This is a genomic window from Variovorax paradoxus (assembly GCF_009498455.1).
Classification (GTDB): domain Bacteria; phylum Pseudomonadota; class Gammaproteobacteria; order Burkholderiales; family Burkholderiaceae_C; genus Variovorax; species Variovorax paradoxus_H.
In genome coordinates, this window is sequence record NZ_CP045644.1 from 6974813 (window position 1) to 6993666 (window position 18854).

Sequence of the window (18854 nt, forward strand, 5' to 3'; positions counted from 1 at the left end):
ATACGAACCATGGTTCACCGCCAGCGGATCAGCCGGGGGTTCACGCTGGTCGAGTTGATGGTGGCTATCACCCTGGGCCTGTTCCTTCTGATCGGCCTGAGCAGCCTGCTCGTGTCGACCGTGAGTTCGCGTTCGGAACTCGACAAGTCCTCGCGGCAGATCGACAACGGGCGCTACGCATTGCAGGTGCTCAGCAAAGACATACAGCTCGCCGGTTTTGTCGGTGCATCCTCAAGCACGGCTTTCGCCAACATGACGCCCGTGGCTTGCCCCACGGGCATTACGGACCTCGGCTACGCGGCGACAACGAGCCCAGGCACCTCCAGCGTCCCCCTGCCGGTCTACGCGCTGGACAGCGTGCCGAGTTGCTTCGACAACGTCATGCCTGGCACTGCCATGCTGGTCGTCACCCGCGTCAGCACCAACGCGGTGAACGTGGCGTCGGCGGCCAGCGGCGAGCGCTACCTGCAGGTATCCACCTGCACGAATGACTCGCTGCCCTTCGTGGCGGCCACCGGGTCCTCGGCGGCGAGCTTCACGCTGAGGCAGAAGGACTGCCTTGCGTCCAGCCTCGCGCCGCTGCGCAAGATCGTGCAGCACGTGTACTTCTTGAGCACCTGCAACGCATGCGGCTCCGACACCACGCCCACGCTCAAGATGGCCGAGTACCTCAACGGCGCAATGACCATCACGCCGCTGGTCGAAGGCATCGAGAACGTCCAGTTCGACTACGGCATCGACATGGATGCCAACGGTTCGCCGGATTGCTATACCAGCAATCCGCACAGCCCTCCCACGACGGAAGTCGCGGCTGCCGTGTGCCCACAAACAACGCCCGCCTATGACTGGACGGCCGCCGCGACCAATTGGGCCAACGTGATGGCAATCCGCATTCACGTGCTGGCGCGCAACACGGAAGCCAGCAGCGGCTGGACCGACGAAAGAACCTACGACCTTGGCCTGGCGACGCCGACCGCAGGGCCATTCAATGACCACGTCAAGCGGCACGTCTACAGCACGGTTGCCCGCCTCTACAACAACTCAGGCCAGAGAGAAGTGCCATGAACCGTTTGAAAAATGACCGCACCCGCCGGGGCCAATCGGGTGCGACCTTGCTGGTCTCGATGATCTTCCTGGTGGTACTGACGCTCATGGTCGTTTCTGCAGTCAAAGTCACCACCGTCAACACAAAGCTGGTCGGCAACATGCAGACCGAGAACGAAGCCAATGCGGCCGCGATGCAGGCAATCGAAGCGGCGATCAGCACCGACTTCACCTCGATGCCGAAGGCCAGCACCACCACAGTGGACATCAACAACAGCGGCCAGGCCGGCTCCGCGTACACCGTCGCCGTGCCGGCGCCCGTTTGTACCGGTATCAAGCCCATCAAGCTCAGCGAGCTGGACGCCAGCCAGGCCAGCGACCAGCCCTGCTATGTGAGCGGCGCCTCGCAGAACACGGGCATCGCCGGCGGGGGCACAGGCGGCGATTCGCTGTGCTCGAACTCGAACTGGGAAGTCAACGCAACTGCCACGCCGCCCGCAGGCGGCGCAGCCGCGGCAACCACGCACCAGGGCATCGCGGTGCGCGTCGTGGTAGGTGCAGCATGTTGATCGAATGGGAGCAGGACATGAAGAGGCCTTCGAATTTCTGGCGGCTGGGTGCCTTGGCACTGCTTGCCCTGGCAAGTGCCGGCGCGCGAGCCGACGACATCGACATCTATCAGGGCACGACCAGCGGCGCCGCCCCGAACCTGTTGATGATCCTCGACAACGCGGCGGCGGCGAGTGCGAGTTCGACCTTCACCTGTTCCGACCCCAACCTGGTGGTGAACGATCCGACGAAGAACCTGGGCTTTGAGCAGTGCGGGCTGTACAGCGCCATCAAGGCCCTCGGCACCGATGCGGCCCTCAAAGGCAACATCAACCTGGGCCTGATGTACTTTCCTTCCGGACAGACCGATGGCGGCACTTTTGTCTTACCCAAACCGTCGCCGGCGCCGAGCTCGCTGGAGCGGATGGATGACACGGGCCTCGACAAGATGCTCAAGCAGGTCGCGGCGCTGAGCCTTGCCACTGACAAGAGCAACAACAACCAGATTTCCCAGGCCATGCAGGAAGCCTGGGCCTTCTATCAGGGGAAGACTGGCCTGTCGGGCACCACCTACCCGGGGCTGGCGAACCAGCAAGCCTGCGGCAGGAATTTCGTCCTCTACATCACGCTGGCCACCAACAACCAGAAGATGCAGGACAGCGGGAACCTGGGCGGCAATGCACTGCAGGCGGCGCAAGGCCTGACGAGCCTGCCGGCGCAACTGCCGATGCTGGCATGGAGTTCTCCGATTGCGCCGAACAAGGTCCCCAAGAGCGGACCTCCGTACGCAACCGACTACTCCGACGAGTGGGCGTACTTCATGTCCACGGGGGCCTCGCCCCACCTGAAGACGCCCTACCCGGGCATCACCACCTACACCATCATCCTGAGCGACGGGACCAATCCCGAGTACGAGCAGCTCATGGCTAGCATGGCCAGCCATGGAGGGGGGCAGTATTTCGTGGTGCAGATCGGCGACGTCAAGGGACTGGCCGCCGCCATCAGCCGGGTGTTCAGTGACGTGCAAGCCGTCAACAGCGTGTTCGCGGCGCCGGTGTTGCCGGTGAGCGCCAACATGCAGGGGACCTACGTCAACCAGATCTTCATGGGCATGTTCCGCCCCGACGGCAGCGAGAACCCGCGCTGGATGGGCAACCTCAAGCAGTACCAGTTCGGCGTGGACACCACCGACCCGACTGCGCCGCAGTTGTTTCTCGCCGACGCCTCGTGGGGAAACTACTCCGCAGGCACCAACGCCAACCGGGCGCTGAGCGCGGCGGGCACAGGTTTCATTTCACCTACGGCGGTCAGCTTCTGGAGCGCCAAGGACATCAGTTCCCTGCCCGACTCCAAGGGCGGTTTCTGGCTCAACGCGTTCAAGGCGCAAGGCGCCAGCGATGGCCATGACTGGGCAGACGGGCAGATCGTCGAGAAAGGCGGGGTCGGGCAGCAGATCCGCCTCAAATACCTGACCGACTCCTACCCCCCGACCTCGACGGCAAGCGCGACAACATCGCGCAATGTGTACACCTGCGTTGGCAGCGGCTGCGTTGCCAACGCGGCACTGAGTGCGATGCCATTCAAGGTCAGCAACACGAACCTCACGGCAACGGCGCTGGGCATCACGGCCAGTTCGGTGACCGCCGCCAACCTGATCAACTGGGCGCGCGGCGACGACACCTCCGCGAGCGGCGACTCCGCCGCCGGCCCGGAGGCCAGCCGCCCCCCCGATACCGGCATCACGGTTCGCGGCTCGGTACATGGCGACGTGCTGCACTCGCGGCCCGCGGTGATCGACTACGGCGGCACGACCGGCGTGGTGGTGTTCTACGGCGCCAACGACGGCATGTTCCGCGCCGTCAACGGCAACCAGCCCAACAACCCCAACGACCCCAGCAAGCCGAAGGGCAACTGCACGTTGTCGCCGACCTGCGCGATCTCCGTGAAGGACGCCACCGACACCACGGCCCGTGTTCCTCCGGGCGGCGAACTGTGGAGCTTCGTGCCTTCGGAGTTCTACTCCGGTCTGCAGCGGCTCTACCAGAACAGCCCGGCGCTGAAGCTGGGCAGTTCCACCGCCGGTGTCGCAAAGACCTATTTCTTCGATGGTGCACCAGGCGTCTACCAGAACAGCGCCACGGGCACGGCCTATCTCTTCCTGTCGGCGCGTCGCGGTGGGCGGCTGCTCTACGCGCTGGATGTGAGCGACCCGGTCAACCCGAAGTTCATGTGGAAGCGCAGCAACGCCGACACCGGCTTCGGGGAGCTCGGGCAGACCTGGTCGCAGCCGAAGGTGGCGATGATCAAGGGCCACGCGAACCCGGTCCTGATTTTCGGTGCCGGCTACGACACCAACGAGGATGCCGAGCCGCCCGCAGCCGACACCATGGGCCGGGGGATCTTCATCCTCGACGCGGTCACCGGCAACCTGCTGTGGCAGGCCGGGCCGGGCGGAAGCGGCACGACCTGCACCGGCAACCCCTGCAAACTGGCGGGCATGAACTACGCGATTCCAGCCGACATCACGCTGGTTGACCGCGACTTCGACGGCTACATCGATCGGCTCTACGCAGCCGACACCGGCGGCAACATCTGGCGCGTGGATCTCCAGCCGACCGGCAGCGGCGACGCGAGCACCTGGCAGGCCTCCCAGCTCGCCGCGCTCGGCGGAACCGGCGCGACCAAGCGCAAGTTCTTCTTCTCGCCCGATGTGGTGCTGACGAAGACCTACGACGTGGTGCTGGACATCACCGGCGACCGGGAGCATCCGCTGCTGACCCAGAAAGCCAGCGGCATCGTGAACCGCTTCTACATGATCAAGGACACCAACGTGGGAGGCGACGGAGCCGGCTGGACACCCGTGCGTGACGACACCAGCAGCACAGCGGACGTCGCACCGACCACACTGTTCCACGCCACCGCCTCCGCCCCTTACAACAACACCCTGAGCGGTTTCTACGTGACCCTGGGCGGCGCGGGCGAAAAGGGCGTGAACGCGCCCACCACCGTCGGCGGCATCGTCTACTTCGGCACCAATCAGCCCATCGTCCCGAGCAGCACCAGCTGCCAGGCCAACCTGGGCACGGCGCGCAGCTACGGCGTCAATTTCCTGACAGGCGCCACGACCTCCAAACTGCTTCACGGCGGTGGGCTGGCGCCGTCGCCGGTGTTCGGCGTCGTCACGGTCACCGTCGACGGCAAGGAGCGGCGGCTGCCGTTTCTGATCGGCGGCGGCGGTGGCTCCGGCGCGGACGGAAGTTCAGGGCTCGGCGCGCAAAAGCCGAACATCCCCATCAATGCAACGAGAAAGAGAACTTATTGGTATCGGGAAACCGACCGCTGAGAGGCATCACCATCTGCCGCGCCACCACCCCCAGCGCCGAGCAGTCCCGCGCCGTGAGCATCAACGCCACCGGACGCACCACCGTCACCCGGTCGAACAGCGTCACCTGCCCCGCAACCTGACGCCGCCCGGCGCGGGCCGCTGGAGGACCGACGACAATAGCGCCCCGTGCCAAGGCCGGGCGCCGGCCCCGCCTTCTTGCTTCGACCACCCCCTCACCAGGAACAACGCTCCCCGCATCCATGGAACACCGGCTGGACTGGGCCCTTGCCGCCTGCGCTCGCATCCTCAGGCCCGTGGTCCGGCTGGCGCTGGCCATGGGCGTCAAGCACCCGCACCTGGAAGCCCTGCTGCGCGACCTGCTCATCGAGGAAGCCCAGCGCACCTGGCGCGGCCAGGGCGTGCCCCGGCCCAACCTCAGCCAGCTTTCGGTCACCACCGGGCTGAACCGCAAGGTCGTCACCGCCAAGGTCCGCGCGACCGTCGACCCGCTGCCCCACACCGAGCTGTCAGCGGCGGCCAAGACTTTTACGTTGTGGTTACAGATGACCACCGACGACGACACCCTGCGCCGCCTGCCCGTCGTCACCGAGGGTGACGGGCCGTCGTTCGAGCGCGTGGCCCGCCTGGCCAGCCGGGGCAACGTGCACCACCGCACCATCCTCGACGAGCTGGTGCGCCTGCAGATGGTGGCCGAAAGCGACGGCACCGCCGAACTCACGGCCGACGGCTTCGTGCCGGTGGAAGACCTGCAATCGATGCTCGCCTTCCTGGGCGACAACGGCCGCGACCACCTGCTGGCCGCCGTCTCCAACACCCTGGGCGACACGCCCCGCATGCTCGAGCGCGCCGTGTACGCGCGCGGGCTCACGCTGGCCGACTGCACAGCCATCGAACGCCTCGTGCGCGAACGCTGGGCCGGCCTGCACCACGAGCTGGCCCGCGAGATGACCCAGGCCGTCGACCGCGCGGCCCCCGACGCCAAGGCGAAGGCGCGCATCCGCGTCGGCATCTACACGTATTACGAAGACGATGAAGGCGCGCCCCCTGCCGGCGCGCCCCAGAAGAACGAGCCTCCCCGATGAACACCACCCTCACCTCCTTGCGACTCGCGCGCGGCCTGCTCATGGCCGGCGTCATGGCCCTGCTTCTGTCCTGCGGAGGCGGCGGCGGCAGTGGCGGCGGCACGCCGGGCTTCGGCGCGCCCGGCAGCGCGGCCAGCGGCACCGGCACCGGCGGTGGGGGCGGCGACGGCGGCTCGGGTGACGCAGGCAGCGGCACCGGCAGTGGTACTGGCAGCAACGGCGGCGGCGACACCACCGCCGGCAACACCAACGGCGACGGCTCGGGCGTGGGCTCCGGCGGCACCGGCGTGAGCGCCGACGCCGCCGGCATCGGCGCGGCCGACGGCCTGGGCAGCGTGATCCTCAACGGCCTGCGCTACAACACCGACAGCGCCACCTTCAGCCTCGAGGACACCACCGAACTGCAGATCGGCATGAGCGCGCGCATCGCCGGCAAGGTCGATGCCGACTTCAACAACGGCATCGCCGCCACGGTCGTCTCGGCCGCCGAGCTGCGCGGCGCCGTGTCGGCCATCGACCCGAAGGACGGCAGCTTCACCGTCATGGGTGCCCGCGTGACCACCGACAACGCCACCGTCTGGGCCGGCGCCAAGGGCGACACCGACCTCGTCGACGGCACCATCGTGCAGGTGTGGGGCCTGCCCGCCGCACCGGGCACGCTGCGCGCCACGCGTGTCCAGGTGGCGCCCGCCACCACCGCCCCGCTGGTGACCGGCACCGTGCAGAACCTCGACCGCGGCGCCCAGCAGTTCACGCTCGGCCTGCTGACCGTCGACTTCGGCGGCGCCGCCTTCGGCCCCGGCATCGACGCCGCGAGCCTGGCCAACGGCGCCATCGTCCGCGTGCGCGGCACGGCGGCACCGGCCGCCGGCCGCTTCACCGCCACCCAGGTGCAGGGCTGGTACGCCATTCCCTCGGCCGACGGCATCGCGCTGCAGCTGGCGGGCGTGGTCACCGACTTCGCCACGCTGGGCGACTTCCGCGTGCTCGGCAACAAGATCGACGCGCGCAATGCGCAGATCCCCCCCGGGACGGTCGGCGCCGTCGGCAACGGCGTGAAGGTCGAGGTCGACGGCTTCCTCTCGGGCCAAGTGCTCGTGGCCAAGAAACTGCGCATCCGCTACGTGCCCGGCACCGGCGGGCCCGTGTCGTTCACCGTGATCGGCCCCATCGCCAACTACGTGTCGGCCGCCGACTTCATCGTGCGCGGCCAGCGTGTGGATGCCAGCGGCTCCGGTACCATCTTCGACAACGGCACCGCCGCCGACCTGGGCAACACCAGGCGCGTGACCGTCGTCGGCGACCGCGTGGTCGACGGCGTGCTCATTGCACAACGCGTGAGCTTCACGTTGCCCTGAGGTCCGGGCCCCGGCGGTCCGGCCGCGCAGTGCGTACACCGAGGGTGCACGCACCGCGCACCCCACAGGCCACGCCACCCATGGCGCGACCGGATCGATCGGAGCCATGGACACGCACACCACCGCTGCCCCCGTTCCCACGTCGCCCCGCTGCTGCATTGCCGGCGGCGGCCCGGCCGGCATGGTGCTGGGCCTGCTGCTTGCGCGCGCAGGCGTGCCCGTCGTCGTGCTCGAAAAACACCTCGACTTTCTGCGCGACTTCCGCGGCGACACCGTGCACCCGTCCACGCTCGAAGTGCTGCACGAACTCGGCCTGCTCGACGCCTTCCTGCAGCGCCCACACAACCGCATCGAAGAGCTGCGCGGCACCTACGAGGGCCGCAGCGTGCCCATTGCCGACTTCAGGCGGCTGCCCACCCACGCCCGCTTTCTGGTGCTCATGCCGCAGTGGGAGTTTCTGGACTTCATGTGCGACGAGGCGCGGCGCTACCCCGGCTTCGAGCTGTGGACCGACGCCGAGGCCACCGGCCTGCTGCAGGACAACGGCCGCGTCAACGGCGTGAAAGTGCGCGTCGGCGCCCGCAGCCCCGACAGCGGCGGCCCGAGAGACATCGAGCTGCACGCCTCGCTCATCGTCGCCGCCGACGGCCGCCACTCCACCTTGCGCGACGCGGCAGCGCTGCCGCACATAAGCTACGGCGCGCCGATCGACGTGCTGTGGATGCGCATTCCCAAGCTGCCCGGCGACCCCGAGGCCACCGGCGGCCACATCGCGGCCGGCCGCTTGCTGGTGACGCTCAACCGCGGCGACTACTGGCAGTGCGCCTTCGTCATCCGCAAGGGCGGCCGGGTCGAACTGCAGTCGCGCGGCATTGCCGCGTTCCACGCCGAGATTGCACGCATCGCGCCCTTCTTTGCCACGCGCCTGCCCGAGGCCCTGCCCGACTGGGAGGCCGTGAAGCTGCTCGAAGTGAGCGTCGACCGGCTCGAATCGTGGTCGTGCCCCGGCCTGCTGTGCATCGGCGACGCCGCGCACGCCATGTCGCCCGTGGGCGGCGTCGGCATCAACCTCGCCGTGCAGGACGCCGTGGCCGCCGCCAACCTGCTGGCCGCGTCGCTCGCCGGCAGCGCCACCGACAAGGAGATCGACACCCTGCTGCCCCAGCTGCAGCGCCGCCGCGAATGGCCCGTGCGCGTCACGCAGGCCGCGCAGCGGCTCGTGCAAGACCGCGTGCTGATGCCGGTGCTCAGCCGCAAGGCGGCCACAGCGGCTGCCGCGTCGTCATCGATCGCGCCCCGCCCCATGCCCTTGCCGCTGCGCCTGCTGGGGCGCTGGCCGTGGCTGCGCGCCCTGCCCGCGCGCGCCGTGGGCATCGGCGTGCGGCCCGAGCACGTGCAGTCGCCGCGGAAGTAGCGAGCAGTCAGGATCGTCGAATCAGCCGGGCCGGCGCGCCTGCGTCGCCTGCCGCGACCAGTACACGCCGTCGAGCCGGTCGAGCCGCACCTCGCCGCCCGTCGACGGCGCGTGCACGAAACGACCGTCGCCCACATAGATGCCCGCATGCGTGGGCGACGCCGAGCCGAACAGCACCAGGTCGCCCGAGCGAAGCTCCGACATCGGCACCGGCCGCCCGAAGCCCGCCATGCGCGACACCGTGCGCGGCGGCACCTGCCCCACGCTCTGGCGGTACACGTAGCCGATGAGCCCGCTGCAATCGAAACCGCCCTCGGGCGAGTTGCCGCCATAGCGGTACGGCGTGCCGACCAGCCCCAGCGCATGGATCGTGATGCTGTTCGACTGCTCCGAGGTCAGCGGCGGGATGTTGCTGCTGGGCACCGAACCACCGGGCACGCGCGTCGGCGGCGGGCTCGCGCAGCCGATGGCCAGGAGGCAGGCGGTGACGGCGGGGATCAGTCGGAACAGCAGCCGCTGCGAGAGCAACAGCGATGCGGGGGAAGAACGTGAGGGCGTCGGCAGGGATGTGTCGAGCATGGGCGCAGGCCGGTCTTGTGGACGTGGCCCGACTCTAGCGCGAGTGAGCCGGATCGCAATGCAGAGCCCCTTGGCGGGCGATGACGCCCTCGCTCTTCTTCATCGTCAGCTGAAGCCGAAGACCAGCAGCAGGTTGTTCGAGGGCATCGCGTGCCGCTCGCGCAACGCGAGGCCGACGCGACGCGCTTCTGCCACCACGTCGTCGAGACGGCGAATGCCCCATGCGGGATTGCGCGCGCGCAGGTCTTCGTCGAACGCCAGATTGCTCGGTGCCGTGGGGCCGTGCTGTGCTTCGTCTTCGAAGTAAGGCCCGTAGGTGATCAGCACGCCGCTGCCGGAACGCAGATGCCGCGCAGCACCGGCCATCAGCGCGGCGCAGGTGGGCCAGGGTGCGATGTGCAGCATGTTGGCGCAGTAGATGGCGTCGAACTTTTCTTCTTCTTTGCCTTGCGCGAACGCGAGGCCTTGCGAGGGCCACTGCGGCGCCATCACGTCGAGCAGCAGCGGCGGGCGCAGATTGGGCAACGCGGCTTGCTCGACGCGACTGGCGATCGCGGGGAGCGAGCGGGCGTCTGCGTCGGTGGGCTGCCAGGTCCATGAAGGCATGGCGGCGGCGAACCAGGCGGCGTGTTGGCCTGTGCCGGAGGCGATTTCCAAGGCGGTGCCGTGCTCATCGAGGATGCGGGTCAGGGCATCGAGGATGGGTTGTTTGTTGCGGTCTGTGGCGGGGCTGAAAGGCAGTTCAAACATCAAATGGGGGCGGACTGGCGGACTTAATGGACATCAAAAACTTTTCTTCTTACTTTCCCAAGCCATCTAAAAATTAACCCCAAAACCACACATTAGGCTGCAGGCCATCAAATTAAATTTGAAATCAGCGTTTTCCAACTTCATTACTTTTTTGCTCGATTTTGTATTTGGTTTTCAATAGCAACAGCAACGGCCGACAAGAGGTATTTATGACTTCTGAGCACCGGCTCCGTGACATCCGAAGCATTGCCTCCAATGTGTGCAATTCTATTCCTGTACCGTGAGATTATTTCCAACTCATCTTCCAAAAGTTTCCTCACATCTCTAGCGGAATTATTTTTTTCCTGCTTAAGCGCAATTTTTATTGCCGGATCTTTTGCCGCCACATCTAGATCCACCCTTTTTCCCAAACCTTCGGCGCGCTCGCAAAAATTTTTCAATCGAATCAAACCGTCAACATCACTCAGAGCTTCACCATTGAATTGAACCGCTTGTGAACCAGTCGCACAGGAACCTAAAATCCTACACAGATCGTCATGATTGAAGGTGATGTAGTCCGGAGGAGAATCCATTCTTCGCAATAGCTTTGCGGTTTCTCGAATATTAAAATTCACCAACGTCTTGTGATGCGCGTTGGGTGGTTTTGCTTCTTGGTTCAAGTTATCGGCCATGGCTTTAAGCGTAGTCCTTAGATACTCTTCAAAACCAGCGGTCATGGTGATGTAAACAGAATTCAGCAACAATTGCCGATTGGGGGCCACTTCATTCAGACGCGACGCAACGAATTTCTTTTCATCGCCCTCTAGCCCGTCAAAATTGACATTCCCCTTAATCAGGCCTTGCAGCTTTGTTGCACCTTCGATCCAGTCGAGCCATTTAAGGCTATTTTCTGTGAGTTGATCGAAGTTAATCTTCTGCGGTGAACCACTGGTCACAGGACATCTCGAAAAATAGATTCAACCAAATTCAGACGCTCTTGAATTGTTTTCGCAGTATTGCCGCGCCCAACGAGGAGTCCATAATTCTCTTCATTGCCAAAAGTCGCGTGAACGCTTCTTTTCAGTTTTGCCTTGTTACGCAGCAGTCGCTGACGAGATGTATAAACCCTGTCACAAGCAATAATTACAGCATCATAAAAGGGTTGCGAAACCTTTTCTTCGGGGTCGAGGGCTGCTTTAAATGCATTTTCACCAAACAATTCGTGCGCCAATTCAACTCTAGATCTAAATTCCACCGTCATTTCCAAGGCTTGATCTTCATTTATGTTTCGATTTCTCTCCATGCATTTATCGAGTATTGATTTCATCGAGCCCTTGATATCCTTTGGATTTCGAAGAGCAAAAAATCTCAACACAATTTCGCAATCTATCATTCGCTTGAATAGCGGGTTACTTTCAAGCGCTGGGCTTACCTGCCCATCAACAAAATGATCTTCGTAACGCGGCACGCCAATAAGATCATTAAACTGAGGAAGTCCCGCAAGCTCTACAAGAAGAGTAGAGAATCTTCCGGAATAGACGCAATTTCTCAATTCTTGCGCATTCAATTTTTGACCGCCGGTATTGAGGCGCTCAAAAACAATTTGACGCAATTCATTAGCACTACTAGGGTCGGCCATACTTTGAAGCACAACGGCGGATATTCTGCGTCGATCCAGCCCTCGCTGCACTTTTGTTGGCAGATCGCTATAAATCTTACCATTGAGCTCTTTCCAATGCTCGAGCCCCACTAATTTCAACCTATTTCCATAGAAAGAAATTATTGATGAAAGTCGTTGCTGCCCATCCATTACTTCATATCTGCTGTATTCCGGCTCAAAGAGGAACACAGGCGGTATTGGAAGATTCATTAGTAAAGATTCTATGAATTCAGATTGACGTCGTTTATCCCAAACTTGTCGTCGCTGATATTCTGGCTGGAGATTCATCCATTGCTTCTTCTGAACGAAATCGATTACTTGCGGCAGCAGAAAATCACTTCTCTCCTGTGCTATTTCTTTATCTTCTTGAGCATATCTACCTTCAATTTCTCGATTTGTTTTTGCTGTAGCCAATTAAGTAACTCCTGAAAATTCACTACGAACGCTTGGTTTTTCGGTCCAGCTTGAGAGTATGGCCTTTCAAGGCTTCCCACAACCAGATCAACTTGAGTTGTCGCAGGCCAACCGCGGATTTCGCTTCGTCAAGCGACCACTTTCAAGGCGTGGAAGCTCAATTTCCGATGAACTCGCCTTCTGCAACAGAGTAAGAGTGTGCTGACAGTTCTGCGCAAATGGGCCCTGATGATGGCGCGCTCTCAGACTCTCCACGCGCTTGCAAGCGTGTGTACTGGCCAGTCGCTCTCGCACACTCATCGAATTTCGGCAACCAGACCACCGCTACCGCCCCGATATCCAACACCAAGGCCAAGCCCCTCACCCTCACCCTCCCCTCCCCACTCTCCTGAAACAACGCCGCCGCATCCCGCGCCAAATCCGAAGCGATCCAAAGCAGGTTGTCCCGATGCCCTGCCCCCGCATCTTCAAACCATCCATCGCCGGCGCCATAGCAGCACCACAGCAGCGAGTTCAGTTGTTCCAGCTTGCATTCCAGCAGGTCTGCTGCACTGGGTGTGGTCGCGTGGGGAGAGGCCGGCCCGGTAGCGCGGGCCATAATTCGATCAGCCATTGGTGTGCTCTCTTTCCAAAGTAAATGCACGTCACTTGGTTAGACGGTCATGGTGTTCGCGCACCGTGGCCGTCGCCTTTTGTGCCTCACGTTCGCATCGATCGATCTGCATCGATGGCCCGCCGTGAGGCGAAGCGGTTCATTCACTCAATCAGTCGGTAGTTCGTGGTGCGCGCCCACATAGCGGGTCGTTTCATCACAGGGGCGTTCACTGTAGAGAAGTCCTGCCCGGCGCACAGAGATATTTCGCCGAGGAATGCGCGGTTCGCGCAAGTAATCGCACTGCGGCAGCGGCGATTCACAAAGCCCTGACAGTCAGGCCCTGAAAGCAGGGCGCGAGCCCCGCATCAACAACAGCAGCGCCTCAGCCCTGCCCGCCGAACTCTCGCGCGTGCTCCACCGCGTACTTGATGAGCTCCGCCTGCCCTTCGATGCCCAGGCGCCGCTTGATGCTCTGGCGGTGCGCCTCCACGGTGCGCACGCTCAGGCCGAGGTCGCGCGCGATCTGCTTGCTCGATTCGCCGCGGCCGAGCGCGCTCAGGATCTCGCCTTCGCGCGGCGTGAGCAGCGGGCGCGGGGTCTGGTTGCGAAAGAGTTTTTTCGACACGGCCGGGCTCAGGAAGGTGCCGCCCGCCGACACGGCCTCGATGGCGGCCACGATCTCTGCAGCCGGCGCGTCTTTCAGCACGTAGCCGCGCGCGCCGACCTGCAGGGCCTTCTGCACGTACTCGGGGTTGTCGTACATGCTGAGCATGACGATGTGCGGTGCGGGCTGGTGCTGTGGTTGTTGTTGCAGCAGCAGCGCCGCCAGCTCGATGCCGTTCATGTCCTTCATGCCGACATCCATGAGCACCAGGTGCGGCTGCGCGGGGCCGATGAGCGCCAGCGCCTCGGCCGCGCTGCCGGCCTCGCCCACGATCTCCAGGCCGGGCATGGAGCCCAGGCGCGCGCGCAGGCCGTCGCGCACCAGCGGGTGGTCGTCTACCAGGAACAGGCGCACGACCACAGGGGCAGCAGCAGCGGTGGCGGGGACTTCATTCATGGTCGCTATTCTGGCTTTGCGCGCCGCACGGGCACTTCGGCCACGATGGACGTGTGGCCCCGGCCCGAGCGCATGCGCAGTTGGCCTTCGATCGATTCCATGCGCTCGCGCATGTTGCGCAGGCCGATGCCGCGGCTCGGGTCGAGCTGCATGGCCTCGACGTTGAAGCCGACGCCGTCGTCGCTGATCTCCAGGCGCACGGCCTCTTCGTCGAAACCCAGTGCAATGTGCACCTGTTGCGCACGCGCGTGTTTGCGCACATTGGTCAACGCTTCTTGCGTGACGCGAAAGAGCGCGGTCTTGGCTTCTTGCGACAGCTCGAAGGGCTCGCCCTCGACCATGATCGATGCGTCCACACCCCCTTCTTCGCCGAACTCGGCGCCCAGGCGCTCCAGCGCGGCGGGCAGGCCCAGGGTGTCGAGCACCGCGGGGCGCAGCCGGTGCGAGATGCGGCGCACCTCGATGAGCGAATCGTTCAGCCGCTGCAGCGCCTTGCCGAGCGCGGGCGGCGGCGACTGGTGCGCGCGGTCGAGCGACTCGACGGCCGATTCGATCAGCAGCTTGGCCGACACCAGCGTCTGGCTGGTGCCGTCGTGCAGCTCGCGCGCGAGGTGGCCGCGCTCTTCTTCCTGCGACTGCACCACGCGGCGCGCGAGCAGGCGCAGCTTGGCTTCGGCGGTGCGGTGCTCGCTGAGGTTGAGCAGCAGCCCGGCCGCGCTGACCACGCCCAGGCACAGCGCGGCGATGCCGGCAATCCACAGCAGCGTGGCGGTGACGTTGGCGTTCATCTGCCGGTCGAGGGTGTCCATGGTCGACTGGATGTCGTCCAGGTACAAGCCGGTGCCGACCATCCAGTTCCAGCGCGGCAGCGCAGTGACGTAGCCGAGCTTGGGCGCCATCTGCGCGCTCGAGGGCTTGCGCCATTCGTACTCGACGTAGCCGCCGCCCTTGTCGCGCGCGCCCTTGATCAGCTCCTGGATGGTGAAGCGGCCATGCGAATCGCGCAGGCCCCACAGGTTCTGGCCGACCAGCTCGGGCTGGCGCGAGTGCATGAGCGAGTTGCCGTCCATGTCGTAGACGAAGAAGTAGCCGTCGTCGCCGTAGTTGAGCGTGGCCAGCCGGCGCAGCGCTTCGGCGCGCGTGGCCTCGTCGTCCAGGCCCGATTCGTACAGCGGCAGCAGGTTGCTCACGGCCAGCTCGACATAGCTGCGCAGCTCGCTGCGGCGCTGCGCCATGTAGCTGCGCTCGATGAGGGCACGCTCGCGCTGGGCCAGGTCGTGCTCCTGGTGGCGCACGGCCAGGGCCACGAGCACCAGCGCGATGAGCAGCGGCGCGACGGCCAGCGCGACGATCTTGGTGCGGAGGTTCATCGGCTGTGCAGGCGCCCCGTGCGTCTCATCTCAATGCATGCTCGTCGGCCGCCCCGAAGCCACCCACGCATCGAGCCCACCCGTCAGCGGCAGCGCCCGCCGCGCCCCACGCGCCAGCAGCACGCGCGCAGCCTGCGCGGCGGAGACTTCGTTGGGGCAATTGCAGTACAGCACCACGTCGCGATCGGGGTCGATCGTCAGGTCGAGGTTGCGCTGCTGCAGGGCCTTGAGGGTGTACGACAGCGCGCCCGGAATGCGGCGCGGGTCGACCTGCACACCGGCTTCGCCGCGCACGTCGATCACCAGCGGCGGCACGTCGCCGCTCATCAGGTCGAACAGTTCGTCGACGCTGATGCGCGGCATGCCGGTGAGCCGTGCGAAGGCACGGCGGCGCCAGTAGCGCACGGCGAGCATCACGAGCAGCACCACGCCCAGCGCGGCGGTGGCGATGCCGCCGGCCTGCGCCAGCATGGCGAGCACCTGCTGGATCTGGTCGCGAAAGAGCCAGCCCAGGCCGAGGAAAAGGCCCGTCCAGACCAGCGCGGCCAGGATGTCGAAGCCGATAAAGCGCCGCACCGACATGCCCAGCGCGCCGGCCATGGGTGGGGCCACCACGGAGACGCCCGGCACGAACTTGGCGGCCACGAGCGACATGCCGCCCCAGTCTGAAATGAGTGATTCGCCGCGGCGCACGCACGAGTCCTGCGACAGCGAGATGCGGCACAAGAGCCGCATGAAGCGGTAGCCGAAGCGGCGTCCGGCATAGAACCACGCGCCGTCGCCCAGCAGGTTGGCGGCCACGGCGGCCAGCACCACGCCGACCACCGACACGTCACCCGCCGCGAGCAGCGCGCCGGTGACGACCAACACGGCCGCAGCCGGCACGGGCAGCCCCAGACGCGCGGCAAAGCTGGCGCCAAACACCACCAGGATCGCGTTCTGCACCAGCAGCGACATCAGCTGCGCCATGCGGGCCGCCGTTCGGTCGATGCCGGCTGCCGCAGGGCGGCGCGCCGGAAGGTGGTGTGGGAAGTCGTCATGCCGGCCGCGATTCTCCTGCATGGCCCAAGCACGTACTGCGCGCAGGCCATCCGGGGGCGCCGGCACGCGCCCGTTCGCTCAGCGAGGCGCGTCGCCCTTGCGGTACTCGGCCGTGAGCGCGTCGAGCTTCTGCTTGAGCGCGGGGTCGAGCACGTAGCTGGCGGCGGCGACGGTGGCGTCGAGCTGTTCGGGGCGGCTGGCGCCCAGCAGCGGCGCGGTGATCAGCGGGTTGGCCATGACCCAGGCGACGGCCAGCGTGGCCAGCGGCACGCCGGCTTCGTCGGCCAGCGCGTGCAACTGCGTGACGGTGTCGAAGCTGCGATCGTTCCAGTAGCGGTCCTGGTACATGTTGCCGGCGGTGCCAAGGGTGAAGCGGGTGTTTTCCTCGGGCTTGGCGCCGGGCTTGTACTTGCCGGTGAGCAGGCCGCCGGCCAGCGGGTTGTAGGGAATCACGCCCAGCCCCTCTTCGCTCGCGAGCGGCAGCAGCTCGCGCTCGATTTCGCGGAACAGCAGGCTGTAGCGCGGCTGCACCGACACGAAGCGCGTGAACCGGTGCAGGTCGGACTTGCCGAGCGCGCGGGCCAGCCGATAGGCCAGGAAGTTCGACACGCCGATGTAGCGCGCGCGGCCCGACTTCACGATGACGTCGAGCGCCTCGAGGCTCTCTTCGAGCGGCGTCTCGCGGTCGTCCATGTGCAGCTGGTACAGGTCGACGTGGTCGGTCTTCAGCCGCTTGAGCGAGAGGTCGATGGCGTCGAGCAGGTGCTTGCGCGAGGCGCCCTGGTCCCAGGGGTTGGGGCCGACCTTGTTGACGGCCTTGGTGGCGACCACGAAGCGGCGGCGGCCGGCGGTGCCCTGCTTTTCGAGCCAGTTGCCGATGATCTCTTCGGTGCGGCCGGTGGTCTCGACGGTGCCACCCAGCGGGTACACGTCGGCGGTGTCGAGGAAGTTGATGCCGGCGTCGGCGGCCTTGTCGAGGATCTGGTGCGACACGGCCTCGTCGGTCTGCAGGCCGAAGGTCATGGTGCCCAGGGCCAGGCGGGACACGGTGAGGCCGGTGCGGCCCAGGCGGGTGGTGGGGATGCTCATGCGCGCGCGCTCCAAGGGGTAGGAGAAGAGGGAGGAGGAAGGGGCGGCGGTCATCATAGGCACGGCCGGGCATTCCTGCAGGCGGGCGAGATTCGGGCGTGCGGCCGGCCTTACAGCCTGCGGGAAAACAGGCCGGCGCGTCCCTGCACGTCGCGCGCATCCGAAGCGCTTCGGGGCTTGCGCGCTTTGGCGTGTCGCCCGGCGATTTCGAGGTCGATCGCCGCCGCCGCCGCTGGACAGTCTCTCACCCCGCCGACCCTTCGCAAGCCACGGCCACCGACCGCCGCGCATCCGCCCGCGCACTCGCCAGCGCCCAGGCGAAGATGCCTACGCCCGCCAGTGCGAGCAGTGCGCCGACCCAGCCGGTCGAGGTCCAGCCCAGGCCGGCCGCGATGGCGACGCCGCCGAGCCAGGCGCCGAGGGCATTGGCCATGTTGAAGGCCGAGTGGTTGAGCGCAGCGGCGAGCGTTTGCGCGTCGCCGGCCACGTCCATCAGGCGGATCTGCAGGGCCGGGCCGATGGCGACGGTGGTGCCGATCAGGAACACGGTGAAGGCCGCCGTCACGACGTGGTGCGCCGCGAAGGTGAAGGTGGCGAGCACCAGCGCCGCATACACGAGCACGCCGCCGATGGTGCGCATGAGCGACTTGTCGGCCAGCCGCGAGCCGACGAGGTTGCCGGTGACCATGCCCAGGCCGAACAGCGCGAGCACGAAGGGCACGCCGCCCAGCGGCAGGCCGGCCACTTCGATCAGCGTGGGCTTGATGTAGCTGAACACGGCGAACATGCCGCCGAAGCCGATGGCGCCGATGCCGAGCGTGAACCACACCTGCTTGCGCTTGAGCGCGCCGAGTTCGCGCCAGGGGCTGGCGCCGGCGGCGGGTGCGATGTCGGGCACGTCGCGGCGCAGCAGCACCACGGCAACCAACGCAATGACGCCGACGAACACGAAGGCCGCGCGCCAGCCGAACAGCTGGCCCAGCCACGCCGCGATGGGCACGCCGACCAGCGTGGCGCCGGTGAGGCCCAGCATCACGAGGCCCACAGCACGCGCGCGGCGCCCCGGTGGCGCGAGCGTGGCGGCCACGAGCGCGGCCACGCCGAAGTAGGTGCCGTGCGGCAGGCCGGTGGCAAAGCGCAGCAGGTTGAGCGACAGGTAGCCGGGCGCCATCGCGCTGGCGAAGTTGCCGGCCGCGAACACGGCCATCAGCGCGATCAGCAGCGCGCGTCGGCCCCAGCCGGCGGCCAGCACCGCGAGCACGGGCGCGCCGATGACCACGCCCAGCGCATAGGCGCTGATGACGTGGCCGGCCTGCGGGATGGTGACGGCGATGTCTTTCGCGACCTCGGGCAGCAGACCCATGATGACGAACTCGCCGGTGCCGATGGCAAAGCCGCCAACGCCCAATGCGAGCACCGCGCGCAGGAACTGCTGGGACGAGACAGACGGCGAAATGGCGGTGGTTTCCGCGCCTTCGCGGGCGGACGGTGAGGCGTTCAAGGCCGGGCTCCTGGGGGGTGCCC

General features: G+C 65.6%; 15 protein-coding genes. 6 read left to right on the forward strand and 9 right to left on the reverse strand.

Translation table 11 applies throughout. The annotated features are described in order from the left end of the window. Positions 1-9: 9 nt before the first annotated feature. The 6 genes from GFK26_RS32400 to GFK26_RS32425 all read left to right on the forward strand — a co-directional run bounded on the left by GFK26_RS32400 (position 10) and on the right by GFK26_RS32425 (position 8793). Positions 10-1065, forward strand: a complete 1056-nt coding sequence (locus tag GFK26_RS32400) for a PilW family protein (protein ID WP_153285585.1) — start codon at positions 10-12, stop codon at positions 1063-1065. After that, on the forward strand, positions 1062-1613 hold the full coding sequence (locus GFK26_RS32405) for a pilus assembly PilX family protein (RefSeq protein WP_228121830.1): 552 nt from the start codon (positions 1062-1064) through the stop codon (positions 1611-1613). The genes GFK26_RS32400 and GFK26_RS32405 overlap by 4 nt, the downstream gene beginning before the upstream one ends. Next, on the forward strand, positions 1607-4936 hold the full coding sequence (locus GFK26_RS32410) for a pilus assembly protein (RefSeq protein WP_153285586.1): 3330 nt from the start codon (positions 1607-1609) through the stop codon (positions 4934-4936). Before GFK26_RS32405 ends, GFK26_RS32410 begins: the two co-directional genes overlap by 7 nt. Before the next feature lie 242 nt (positions 4937-5178). Further along, the gene (locus tag GFK26_RS32415) at positions 5179-6021 is read left to right on the forward strand and encodes a DUF6502 family protein (RefSeq protein WP_153285587.1); all 843 of its coding nucleotides are present in this window, start codon (positions 5179-5181) and stop codon (positions 6019-6021) included. Beyond that, positions 6018-7379, forward strand: coding sequence for a DUF5666 domain-containing protein (locus GFK26_RS32420; RefSeq protein WP_153285588.1), 1362 nt, complete (start codon positions 6018-6020; stop codon positions 7377-7379). The genes GFK26_RS32415 and GFK26_RS32420 overlap by 4 nt, the downstream gene beginning before the upstream one ends. 106 nt (positions 7380-7485) lie before the next feature. Beyond that, positions 7486-8793, forward strand: a complete 1308-nt coding sequence (locus GFK26_RS32425; RefSeq protein WP_153285589.1) for an FAD-dependent oxidoreductase — start codon at positions 7486-7488, stop codon at positions 8791-8793. 21 nt (positions 8794-8814) lie between these two features. Here GFK26_RS32425 and GFK26_RS32430 read toward each other — a convergent pair whose 3' ends face one another. The 9 genes from GFK26_RS32430 to GFK26_RS32470 form a co-directional block, all read right to left on the reverse strand. Next, a complete protein-coding gene (locus GFK26_RS32430) occupies positions 8815-9372 on the reverse strand; it encodes a C40 family peptidase (protein WP_153285590.1) in 558 nt (185 codons plus the stop codon). A gap of 105 nt (positions 9373-9477) precedes the next feature. Continuing rightward, positions 9478-10122 carry a DUF938 domain-containing protein gene (locus GFK26_RS32435; protein WP_153285591.1) on the reverse strand — a complete coding sequence of 215 codons (645 nt, stop codon included), beginning with the start codon at positions 10120-10122 and terminating at the stop codon, positions 9478-9480. A 143-nt stretch (positions 10123-10265) separates the two neighbouring features. Beyond that, a complete protein-coding gene (locus tag GFK26_RS32440; protein ID WP_153285592.1) occupies positions 10266-11057 on the reverse strand; it encodes a HEPN domain-containing protein in 792 nt (263 codons plus the stop codon). Continuing rightward, positions 11054-12175, reverse strand: a complete 1122-nt coding sequence (locus GFK26_RS32445; RefSeq protein WP_153285593.1) for a DUF262 domain-containing protein — start codon at positions 12173-12175, stop codon at positions 11054-11056. The genes GFK26_RS32440 and GFK26_RS32445 overlap by 4 nt, the downstream gene beginning before the upstream one ends. Positions 12176-13152: 977 nt before the next feature. Then, complete coding sequence (locus tag GFK26_RS32450) at positions 13153-13830, reverse strand: response regulator transcription factor (RefSeq protein ID WP_153285594.1); 678 nt, start codon at positions 13828-13830, stop codon at positions 13153-13155. Between the two features lie 5 nt (positions 13831-13835). Beyond that, the gene (locus GFK26_RS32455; RefSeq protein WP_153285595.1) at positions 13836-15200 is read right to left on the reverse strand and encodes a cache domain-containing protein; all 1365 of its coding nucleotides are present in this window, start codon (positions 15198-15200) and stop codon (positions 13836-13838) included. 30 nt (positions 15201-15230) lie between these two features. Next, positions 15231-16169, reverse strand: a complete 939-nt coding sequence (locus GFK26_RS32460) for a VTT domain-containing protein (protein WP_153285596.1) — start codon at positions 16167-16169, stop codon at positions 15231-15233. 150 nt (positions 16170-16319) lie between these two features. Beyond that, positions 16320-17330, reverse strand: a complete 1011-nt coding sequence (locus GFK26_RS32465; protein ID WP_153285597.1) for an aldo/keto reductase — start codon at positions 17328-17330, stop codon at positions 16320-16322. A 244-nt stretch (positions 17331-17574) separates the two neighbouring features. Then, positions 17575-18831, reverse strand: coding sequence for an MFS transporter (locus GFK26_RS32470; RefSeq protein ID WP_153285598.1), 1257 nt, complete (start codon positions 18829-18831; stop codon positions 17575-17577). Positions 18832-18854 lie beyond the last annotated feature (23 nt).

Bases quoted from the DNA above. Each gene is read 5' to 3' on its own strand.
- GFK26_RS32465 (WP_153285597.1), bottom strand. From the start codon at position 17,330: ATGAGCATCCCCACCACCCGCCTGGGCCGCACCGGCCTCACCGTGTCC.
- GFK26_RS32450 (WP_153285594.1), bottom strand. From the start codon at position 13,830: ATGAATGAAGTCCCCGCCACCGCTGCTGCTGCCCCTGTGGTCGTGCGC.
- GFK26_RS32455 (WP_153285595.1), bottom strand. From the start codon at position 15,200: ATGAACCTCCGCACCAAGATCGTCGCGCTGGCCGTCGCGCCGCTGCTC.
- GFK26_RS32400 (WP_153285585.1), top strand. From the start codon at position 10: ATGGTTCACCGCCAGCGGATCAGCCGGGGGTTCACGCTGGTCGAGTTG.
- GFK26_RS32460 (WP_153285596.1), bottom strand. From the start codon at position 16,169: ATGGCGCAGCTGATGTCGCTGCTGGTGCAGAACGCGATCCTGGTGGTG.
- GFK26_RS32430 (WP_153285590.1), bottom strand. From the start codon at position 9,372: ATGCTCGACACATCCCTGCCGACGCCCTCACGTTCTTCCCCCGCATCG.
- GFK26_RS32425 (WP_153285589.1), top strand. From the start codon at position 7,486: ATGGACACGCACACCACCGCTGCCCCCGTTCCCACGTCGCCCCGCTGC.
- GFK26_RS32420 (WP_153285588.1), top strand. From the start codon at position 6,018: ATGAACACCACCCTCACCTCCTTGCGACTCGCGCGCGGCCTGCTCATG.
- GFK26_RS32410 (WP_153285586.1), top strand. From the start codon at position 1,607: ATGTTGATCGAATGGGAGCAGGACATGAAGAGGCCTTCGAATTTCTGG.
- GFK26_RS32415 (WP_153285587.1), top strand. From the start codon at position 5,179: ATGGAACACCGGCTGGACTGGGCCCTTGCCGCCTGCGCTCGCATCCTC.
- GFK26_RS32405 (WP_228121830.1), top strand. From the start codon at position 1,062: ATGAACCGTTTGAAAAATGACCGCACCCGCCGGGGCCAATCGGGTGCG.
- GFK26_RS32435 (WP_153285591.1), bottom strand. From the start codon at position 10,122: ATGTTTGAACTGCCTTTCAGCCCCGCCACAGACCGCAACAAACAACCC.